The organism is Variovorax humicola (genome assembly GCF_037889915.1).
Lineage (GTDB): Bacteria > Pseudomonadota > Gammaproteobacteria > Burkholderiales > Burkholderiaceae_C > Variovorax > Variovorax humicola.
In genome coordinates this window covers 1-7,853 of sequence record NZ_JBBKZV010000075.1, presented here as the reverse complement: position 1 = coordinate 7,853, position 7,853 = coordinate 1, and the positions used below count along the sequence as shown (strand labels likewise).

Annotated in this window: 6 protein-coding genes; 2 read left to right on the top strand and 4 right to left on the bottom strand. The window is 64.0% G+C overall.

Going from position 1 to position 7,853, the window contains the following annotated elements:
* On the top strand, positions 1 to 420 hold a 420-nt coding region (locus WKW80_RS36830), incomplete at its 5' end, for a porin (RefSeq protein ID WP_340368499.1).
* Positions 421 to 611: 191 nt separating this feature from the next.
* Positions 612 to 1,358: an SDR family NAD(P)-dependent oxidoreductase gene (locus WKW80_RS36825; protein WP_340368500.1), complete on the top strand. Its 747-nt coding sequence runs from the start codon at positions 612 to 614 to the stop codon at positions 1,356 to 1,358.
* A gap of 165 nt (positions 1,359 to 1,523) precedes the next feature.
* On the opposite strand, the gene WKW80_RS36820 is transcribed toward WKW80_RS36825, so the two are convergent.
* From WKW80_RS36820 to WKW80_RS36805, 4 genes are all read right to left on the bottom strand, one after another.
* Entirely contained in the window at positions 1,524 to 4,004 is a 2,481-nt protein-coding gene (locus WKW80_RS36820) for a glycogen/starch/alpha-glucan phosphorylase (protein WP_340368498.1), read from the bottom strand.
* A 12-nt stretch (positions 4,005 to 4,016) separates the two neighbouring features.
* Entirely contained in the window at positions 4,017 to 6,410 is a 2,394-nt protein-coding gene (locus tag WKW80_RS36815; protein WP_340368497.1) for a phosphoketolase family protein, read from the bottom strand.
* A gap of 342 nt (positions 6,411 to 6,752) precedes the next feature.
* Positions 6,753 to 7,733, bottom strand: a complete 981-nt coding sequence (locus WKW80_RS36810; protein WP_340368496.1) for a Bug family tripartite tricarboxylate transporter substrate binding protein — start codon at positions 7,731 to 7,733, stop codon at positions 6,753 to 6,755.
* 9 nt (positions 7,734 to 7,742) lie between these two features.
* Positions 7,743 to 7,853 (bottom strand): NAD(P)(+) transhydrogenase (Re/Si-specific) subunit beta (locus tag WKW80_RS36805; RefSeq protein ID WP_340364981.1); only part of this gene is annotated, 111 nt, incomplete at its 5' end.

Here is a 7,853-nt window from a genome sequence, read left to right as displayed (position 1 = left end):
TGGTCGCGCTCCAAGAACGTGTTCGAGTACGTGAACCCGCCGCTCGTCGGCACGGGCGACTTCAAGGGTGACGGTGCCCTCCTGGGCGCAACCATCCCCGTCGGGCCTGGCCTGATCGTCGTGGGCTGGTCGCACGTCAAGCTGAGCTACAGCTCGGCACCCACGCTCGCCGCTGCGCTGACTGCGCCGGAACCGAAGGCCGACAAGTTCGCCCTGGGCTACGTGCACAACCTGTCGAAGCGCACCGCGCTGTACACGACCGCGGCCTTGATCAAGAACAAGGATGGTGCTGCCTTCAACACCAACAGCAACTTCACCACCGGCACGGCACAGTTCACCAACACCTTCCTGACCACCGGTTCGGGCTACCAGGCCAAGAACGCGATGGGCTACGACATCGGTATCCGTCACGCCTTCTGACCTGGCGCCGGCTCACGCCGGTGGATGTTGAAGGATGAAACTTTCAATAGACACGTTCAAGCAACGGCCGGCCTCTTTCCAGGGAGGCCGCAGTTATTCCGCTGGCGCGACAGGAAGGTCGGAACCGTGGCCACGTCGCACAGCATCCGCAGCATCGATTTCTTCATTGAACCTACCCCATGAAAACAGCAATTTCCCGTCCCGTCGTATTGGTCACAGGAGCAACGGCCGGGATCGGCCGGGCAACCGCTCTCGCTTTTGGTCGCGAAGGTGCGCGGGTGATCTGCTCGGGCCGAAACGCTGCTGCCGGAGCCACGCTCGTCGCGGAGCTCGTGCAAATGGGCGCGGAAGCGGACTTCGTGCCGGCGAATGTGAGTTGCGAGGATGACGTCCTTCGACTCGTCGAGCATGCGGTTGCACGCTTCGGATGCCTCGATATCGCAGTCAACAGTGCCGGAACGGAAGGAACGCCCGGACCCCTCGTGAATCAGACCGTCGAGTCCTACACGGCGACTTTCGATGCCAATGTCCTGGGGACCCTTCTTTGCATGAAGCATGAACTGCGCGTGATGCAGGCGCAAGGACGCGGCGCGGTGATCAACCTCTCCTCCACGATGGGAAGCCGTGGCAATCCGCAGAATCCGATTTACGTAGCGAGCAAGCACGCGATCGAGGGCCTCACCAAGTCCGCAGCGATCGAATCCAGCAAATTCAATGTCAGGGTGAATGCAGTGGCTCCTGGCCCCATCGAAACGGACATGCTGGAGCGCATTGCTGGCGGCAGTGACAAAATCGCGGCGGTCGCTGCGACGATTCCCGCTGGACGTATCGGGACGCCCGATGAAGTCGCAGATGCAATTGCCTTCCTGGCGTCGGACAAAGCGAAGTACATCACAGGCCAGATCCTTCACGTCAACGGCGGCAAGACAGCCATGTAGCACCGCCTGTCGAGGGAAGCCGTTCTTGAGCTATCACCCGGACGACCTGTCGCGCATCCATGTGTCAACCAACGCAAGGGCCGTACATCGAAGCCCGATACGCCGACCTTCGTCGTCCTGCCTTCTCGCGTGAAAGGGCAAGGCGCTCTCCTGTCCCCAAGGATCTCATCCGATCGGCGCCAGACTCCAGATGCGATCGCCGTACTCCCGGATCGCCCGATCGGACGAAAACTTGCCGGACCGTGCCGTGTTGAGGATCGACATCCGGGTCCAGCCTGCCGGATCCTGCCAGGCAGCGTCCACACGCGCCTGGCATGCTGCATAGTCGGCGTAGTCGGCGAGCGCCAGGAAGTGGTCCCATTGCATCAGGTTCTCCACCAGCGGGCGGAACACTTCGCTTTCACCGCGCGAAAAATGCCCGGAGGCAATGAGGTCCAGCGCCTCGCGCAATTCGTCGTGCGCTGCCACGTGGTCTGCCGGGCGATAGCCCTCGCGCTGGAGGCGCTCCACGTCTTGCGCGCGCAGGCCGAAGAGGAAGAAGTTCTCCGCGCCTGCCTCCTCTCGGATCTCGACATTGGCCCCGTCCAGCGTACCGATGGTCAGCGCGCCGTTCATCATGAACTTCATGTTGCCCGTGCCCGATGCCTCCTTGCCCGCGGTCGAGATCTGCTCGGACAGGTCCGCGGCCGGATAGATATGGTGCGCGCTCTTGACGTTGAAATTAGGGAAGAAGATGACCTTCAGTCGCCCTTCCATTGCCGGATCGTTGTTGACGACTTCGGCGATGCCATTGATGAGGCGAATGATGAGCTTGGCCATCGCGTAGCCCGGCGCCGCCTTGCCCCCGAAGACAAAGCAGCGCGGCGCGAGCGCAAGCTGCGGTTCGCGGCGCAGGCGCTGGTACAAGGCAACCATGTACAGCGCGTTCAGGTGCTGGCGCTTGTATTCGTGAATGCGCTTGACCTGGATGTCGAAGAGCGCGCGCGGATCGACGACGACGCCGGTGGCACTCTGGATGTGCTGCGCCAGCACTTCCTTGTTCGCGTGCTTGATGGCTCGCCAGCGACGCTGGAATGCCGCGTCGTCGGCATGCGCCTCCAGCCCCCGCAGGCGCGTGAGATCCGCAATCCACCCCTCGCCCACGGTCTCGTCGAGCAGCCGCGCAAGGCCGGGGTTGCACAGCGCCAGGAAGCGCCTCGGAGTGACGCCGTTGGTGACGTTGTGAAAGCGCTCGGGCCACAGCTCGGCGAAGTCCCGCAGCACCGTCTCCCGCAGCAGTGACGAGTGCAGCGCGGCGACGCCGTTGACGGCATGGCTGCCAACGGTCGCCAGGTGCGCCATGCGGATGCGCCGATCGCCGGACTCGTCAATCAACGACATCCGGGCCACGCGCGATTCGTCGCCGGGATGGCGCTGGCGGACTTCGTCCAGGAAGCGGCGGTTGATCTCGTAGATGATCTCGAGCGGTCGCGGCAGAAGGCTGCGGAACAGCGGAAGCCCCCAGGTCTCGAGCGCCTCGGGCAGCAGCGTGTGGTTGGTATAGGCCAGGGTGCGACGGGTGATGTCCCAAGCCTGCTCCCACTGTAGCCCGCGCTCGTCCAGGAGCAGGCGCATGAGCTCAGCGACTGCGATCGAGGGGTGGGTGTCGTTGAGCTGCGCCACGAACATGTCGGCGAAGCGCTCGATCGGCTCACCCTTGAGTTCAAGCAGGCGCAGCATGTCCTGCAACGAGCAGGACACGAAGAAGTACTGCTGTGCCAGACGCAGGCGCTTGCCCATCTCGGGCTCGTCGTTCGGATAGAGCACCTTGGACAGTGTCTCGGAGATCACCTTTTCCTGCACTGCGCCGTAGTAGTCGCCGACATTGAAGTCCGCCAGGTCGAAGGATTCGACCGCCTCGCTCTTCCACAGCCGCAGGGTGTTGCAGGTCTCGACGCGATAGCCCGGCACCGGCGTGTCGCACGCCACGCCCTTGACCTGGTTGGCCGCGGTCCACCGCACGCGAAACCGACCCTCTGCGTCGGTCGCGGATTGGGTGTGCCCGCCGAAATTCACGTAGTACGCCACGTCCGGCCGCACGATCTCCCAGGGGTTGCCTTTCTGCAGCCACTTGTCGGTTTCTTCCACCTGCCAGCCATCGCGGATCGCCTGGCGAAAGATGCCGAACTCGTAGCGGATGCCATAGCCCAGGGCCGGCATCTGGAGCGTCGCCAGCGAGTCGAGGTAGCAAGCCGCCAGCCGGCCGAGGCCGCCATTGCCCAGCCCCGGCTCTTCCTCCAATGCGATCACCGTATCGAGGTCCTGGCCCAGCGCCAGCATGGCCGCACGCGCCTGCGCCTCGATGCCGAGATTGAGCAGGTTGTTGCCAAGCTGCGGCCCGATCAGGAACTCGGCCGACAGGTAGCAGGCAACCCGTACATCCGCGGCGGCATAGCGCTGCACCGTGTCGACCCATCGCAGGAGCAGCCGGTCGCGCACGCTGTAGGACAGCGCCATGTACCAGTCGTGCGGCGTAGCGATGGCCGGATAGCGGGCCTGCAGCGAGACAAGGTTGTCGAGCACGTCGCGCTGCAGCGACTCGGCATCCAGCCCGTGCCGGGCGGCTTCGGCGCCGCCGGGCACACGGGTGGTCGGATTGGCGGCCATCGTTGCTCGGCCTCAGCCCGGCCACACCCAATTGGCGACCTCGGCGCGGTCGGTGCCGTGGGTGTGCGCATAGCGCAAGTTGTCGATGATCGCGTTCTTCATGTCTTCCCGCAGATGCGCGGTCCTGCCCTGCAGGCGCGGCACGCGATCGAGCACATCGATCACGAGGTTGAAGCGGTCGACCTGGTTGAGGATCGCGAGTTCCATCGGCGTGTTGATGTTTCCTTTTTCCTTGTAGCCACGCACATGCAGGTGCTCGTGGTTGCAAAAGCGGTAGGCGAGCTTGTGAATCAGCCAGGGGTAGCCATGGAAGTTGAAGATCACCGGCTTGTCGAGCGTGAACAGGCTGTCGAACTCGCGGTCGGTCGAGCCGTGCGGATGCTCGCTGACGGGCTGCATCCTGAACAGGTCCACCACGTTCACGAAGCGAAGCTTGAGCTCGGGTAGCCGCTCGCGCAGGATCGCCGTCGCTGCCAGCGCTTCCTGGGTCGCGACATCGCCGCACGAGGCCATCACCACGTCCGGCTCCTCGCCCTCGTCGTTGCTCGCGCGCCGCCAGATGCCCATGCCCTTGGCGCAGTGCACGATGGCCTCGTCCATGGTGGTGAACTGGAGGTGCTTCTGCTTGTCGGCCACGATCACGTTGATGCAGTCGGTGGAGCGCAGGCAGGCGTCCGCCACCGCGAGCAGCGTGTTGGCGTCCGGCGGCAGGTAGGCCCGCGTGACCGACGGACTCTTGTTGGTCACCAGGTCGATGAAGCCGGGGTCCTGGTGCGAGAAGCCGTTGTGATCCTGGCGCCAGACGGTCGACGACAGCAGGATATTCTGCGACGCCACCGGCGCGCGCCACGGCACATGGTTCTTGCAGATGTCCAGCCACTTCGCGTGCTGGTTGAACATCGAGTCCACGACATGGGCAAAGGCCTCGTAGGTGTGGAAGAAGCCATGGCGGCCGGAGAGCAGGTAGCCCTCGAGCCATCCCATGAGCGTGTGCTCGGACAGCATCTCCATCACGCGGCCGTCGCGCGCCAGCTCACCGCCATCCGCGTCTTCGGGCAGCAGGTCGGCCATCCACACCTTCTTGCTCACTTCATAGATCGATTGCAGGCGGTTGGAGGCGGTCTCGTCCGGGCCGAACACCCTGAAGGTACTCATGTTGTTGCGCATCGTGTCGCGCAGGAACTCGCCCAGCGGCCGGGTGTTCTCGTGCAGCACCTTGCCGGCCTGCGTCACGTCCACGGCGTAGTCGCGGAAGTCGGGAAGTTTCAGCTCCCGGCGCAGAAGGCCGCCGTTGGCCACGGGGTTGGCGCTGATGCGCCGCCGCCCCGAAGGCGCCAGCGCCCTGAGGTCGGGGACCAGCCTTCCGTCGGCATCGAACAGCTCCTCGGGCTTGTAGCTGCGCATCCAGCTCTCCAGCAACTCGAGGTTCGCGGGATTTTCCCGAACATCGGAGAACGGTACCTGGTGCGAACGCCAGGAGCCCTCGACCTTGTGGCCCCGGATCTCCTTTGGCCCGCTCCAGCCCTTCGGGCTGCGCAGCACGATCATCGGCCAGCGCGGCCGCTCGGCATGGCCGCTCACGCGCGCCTTCTCCTGGGCCTCGCGGATTTCGGCAAAGACCGCATCGAGGGTGCCGGCCATCTTCTGGTGCATTTCGGCCGGATCCGATCCCTCGACGAAGAAAGGCTTGTAGCCATAGCCCACGAAGAGCGCCTCCAGTTCCTCGTGGCTGATGCGCGCCAGGATGGTCGGGTTGGCGATCTTGTAGCCGTTGAGGTTGAGTATGGGCAGCACGGCGCCGTCGCGCGCCGGATTGAGGAACTTGTTCGAATGCCAGGCCGTGGCGAGCGGCCCGGTCTCGGCCTCGCCGTCACCGACCACGCAGGCCACGACGAGGTCCGGGTTGTCGAACGCGGCGCCATAGGCATGCGAGAGGCTGTAGCCAAGCTCACCTCCTTCGTGAATCGAGCCAGGCGTCTCGGGCGTGACATGCGATCCGATGTGACCGGGGAACGAAAACTGCTTGAAGAACTTCTGCATGCCCTCCGCGTCTTCGCTCTTGTCCGGATAGACCTCCGAGTAGGTGCCTTCGAGGTACGCGGGGCCGAGCACGCCCGGGGCGCCGTGTCCCGGCCCCGCCATGAAGATCACGTCCAGATCGTCGCGCTTGATCACGCGGTTCAGATGCGCCCAGACAAATGACAGCGCCGGACTCGCGCCCCAGTGTCCGAGGAGGCGGTGCTTCACGTGCTCGACCTTGATCGGCTCGCGCAGCAGCGGGTTGTCCCGCAGGTAGATCATCCCGACAGAAAGATAGTTGCACGCGCGCCACCAAGCGTCGATGCGTCGAAGTTCCTCGTCATCCAGCGGCCCCTGTGTGGCGCGGGAAGCGGGTTTTTTGGCCATGCTGCGTCTCCTGTCGTGCAGGCTGCCCGAGACACGTGGGTCGCAGGCTCGCCGCGTCGGCGCTTTCGGGGCTGCTCGGGCCGCCTCGCGCCTGTGGGCGGCCCCTCGGGAACTCAGCGAACTTTCGGGCAGCAAGGATACTCCCTCGCCGATGCGCGAGGCTAGTCCGAAATTGCGCCATGGGATCTGACCCTATCGTTCTCGCCGCGACAGGCGAGCCGTCAGGTCACGACCGACGCGTGTGAATTTGCGCCGTAAGCGCGTGTGTCCAAGAAAGGGAGATCGCCTCGACGATGACAGGAACACCAGCCCCTTCAGCAGGCGGATTCTCCGACCGGCACGCTATTCATCCACCCGGATGCCTGATTGCGCGACGGTAGCAGCCCACTTCTTCTGTTCTTTCTGGATCAGATCTGCAAATTCCGGCGCCGTGCTACCGGCGGGATCAAAGCCGCGGTCGACGAGGCGCCGACGCACGTCGGGCATCCTGAGGACTTTCACGATCTCGCCGTTGAGCCTGGTCACGATCTTGTCTGGCGTGCCCGCAGGAACGACGACGCCATACCATTCCGTGAATTCGATGTCCGGTACGCCCGCCTCGGCCAAGGTGGGAACGTTTGGCAGCAGCGGCAGTCGACGCGCACTCACCACTGCGAGCGCCTTGAGCCGACCGGACTTGAGCAGTGGTTCCACCACGGGAAGGCCGGGGAACATCATCTGAACATGGCCGCCGACCATGTCCGCCAGCGCCGGCGGTGCTCCCTTGTAGGGCGCGTGAACAATGTCGATGCCGGCCTGGCGCCTGAAGCTTTCTCCGATGAGATGAAGCTGCGTTCCGGGTCCCGAGGAGGCATAGCTGATTTGTCCCGGATTGGCTTTGGCCTTGGCTATCAATTCCTGCACTGAATTGGCCACGGAAGGGTGGACGACCATGACATAGTTCAAGTTGACAAGTTGGCTGATCGGCGTGAAGTCCCGTGACAGCTCAAACGGCAGGTTGCTGTAGAGACTGCGATTGATGATCATCGGGGTCGTTGCCATCAGTAGCGTGTAGCCGTCGGGACTGGCTTTCGCTGCCGCAGCCGCCCCGATGTTCCCCGCTGCGCCGGGGCGGTTGTCTACGATGACGGGCTGGCCGAGGTTGACGGCAAGCTGTTCGGCAACGATACGCGCAGCGATGTCCACGCTGCCCCCTGCGGGCCACGGCACGATCAATTTGATGGCGCGATCCGGGTACGCGGCTTGTGCCCAGGCTTCCGCACCAATGACAGCGAACCAGATGGCGCTCAGCACCACGCAGGCGCGACGGATTGAATTTCTCATGATGTTCCTTTACTCGATCGCCTTGCCCATGTCCTCGACCACCTTCTTGGCGTCGCCGAAGACCATCATGGTCTTGTCCATGTAGAACAGCTCGTTGTCCAGCCCGGCGTAGCCCGCGGC

Excerpts from the sequence above, each read along its gene's own strand:
- WKW80_RS36815 (WP_340368497.1), bottom strand. The coding sequence starts at position 6,410 with ATGGCCAAAAAACCCGCTTCCCGCGCCACACAGGGGCCGCTGGATGAC.
- WKW80_RS36810 (WP_340368496.1), bottom strand. The coding sequence starts at position 7,733 with ATGAGAAATTCAATCCGTCGCGCCTGCGTGGTGCTGAGCGCCATCTGG.
- WKW80_RS36820 (WP_340368498.1), bottom strand. The coding sequence starts at position 4,004 with ATGGCCGCCAATCCGACCACCCGTGTGCCCGGCGGCGCCGAAGCCGCC.